Source organism: Winogradskyella sp. SM1960, from assembly GCF_020179375.1.
Taxonomy (GTDB): Bacteria; Bacteroidota; Bacteroidia; order Flavobacteriales; family Flavobacteriaceae; genus Winogradskyella; species Winogradskyella marina.
Genome location: NZ_JAICBG010000038.1, coordinates 1 through 1,488 on the forward strand (window position 1 = coordinate 1; position 1,488 = coordinate 1,488).

Annotated in this window: 2 protein-coding genes; both read left to right on the forward strand. The window is 30.8% G+C overall.

The genetic code is table 11. The features are described from left to right. Window positions 1–94: 94 nt before the first annotated feature. The gene (locus tag K1X16_RS17860) at window positions 95–448 is read left to right on the forward strand and encodes a hypothetical protein (protein ID WP_225037427.1); all 354 of its coding nucleotides are present in this window, start codon (window positions 95–97) and stop codon (window positions 446–448) included. Between the two features lie 244 nt (window positions 449–692). Continuing rightward, window positions 693–1,259, forward strand: coding sequence for a hypothetical protein (locus K1X16_RS17865; protein WP_225037428.1), 567 nt, complete (start codon window positions 693–695; stop codon window positions 1,257–1,259). Window positions 1,260–1,488 lie beyond the last annotated feature (229 nt).

The window sequence follows — 1,488 nt, forward strand, 5'->3', positions numbered from 1 at the left end:
TTCGGAATTTTCTCGCGTTCGTTTTTGTTTACTAAATTAGTTGCTTAAACACGCAACTAACCATACACAAAACCGTTGCCAGTAATTTGAAAATATGACGCGTAAAATTCTTGTTCCAATCGATATTGAAAATCCTGAAAAAATAATAAAGGATTTTTTGTATCCTAAACCAACTGAAAACGGATTAGTACTGACAGGAATAAAAACGGATAAGAACTGGAAATATGGAATGGTCATATTGACTGGAGAAAAAAATGAAAACGAAATATTTAAACAAATAGTGGACAGCGGAATTAAAATCCCATCTGTTGACCTTTTGTTAAGCGTGCTAAAAGATTATGTTCGAGAAATTCCAAAATATAAAATCGGGAATATATTAGAGTTAAATAATTCCAATAAAGAACTTGAACTCAAATTAAAATATCAACGACTGACAAAAAGAAAATAAAAACTACTGGCAACACAGTGTATAATTAATTGCTTTGGCAAGTGCTTATCCGGAAAATTCCTTCGGAATTTTCTCTGGCAAGTATTTGTTTACTAAATTAGTTGCTAAACCACGCAACTAATCATACACCAAACGTTGGCAGTAATTAAAACGACATATTTGGAATACTAATTTTGGTCATTAAGTTCAAAATTGAAAAGTAAGTAAATACTTCAAAACCGAATCGATAACCTATAACAGAATAATGATAGACTTAAAAATTTTAAATGTCATACCAACATATGATTGGGAACTAATTTTCCATATGAATGATAACACTCATAGACTTATAGAATTAAAAGATTTAAGAAAGAATAATTTCTTTACCGAAAGTGTAAAGCATTTCAATACTTTCAGGTTCAATTCAAAAAAAGTACTGTGGAAAAACGGATCTAGCATTGACTTACAAAATATATTTATGATTTCTAAAAGTGTTGAGTTAAATGATATTGAGAATAAAAGCATTTATATTGGACAAAAAAATCAAGCACCAACAGAGAAGCACGAGTTGAATCATATTTACTTTGTAGCTGTATATCCTTATTCTGCAAAGCCCATTATGATTGGAGAAACAATTGGTTATGGACTTGGTGCAAGTGGTGGTTGTGCAACTTATACATTTGAAAACTTCAAGAAAGTTAAACGTTGGAAAGACCATTTAAAAAAAGCTGGATGTGATTGGGCAATATCAATTATTGATAGAGACGATTTAGATTCAGAACAAAAAGTTTTTAAAATTATTGAAAGTATAAGAAAAGGAATTGACAAATAACTACTGCCAACACCGTGTATAGCTCATTGCGGCTGAATTCCTAATCGGAATTCATTGCAATTTGCTATCTTTCGGTCACGGTGGAAAATCATAGCTGATTTTCCGCAACGAGCCATACACAAAACCGTTGTGGTTAATTTGAATAAACCGAATCCGAATTCAATAACTTAACGCAACAAATCAAAATTTTAGATTTGTTGTATGAATACAAAAAAGCATAAACGATTAT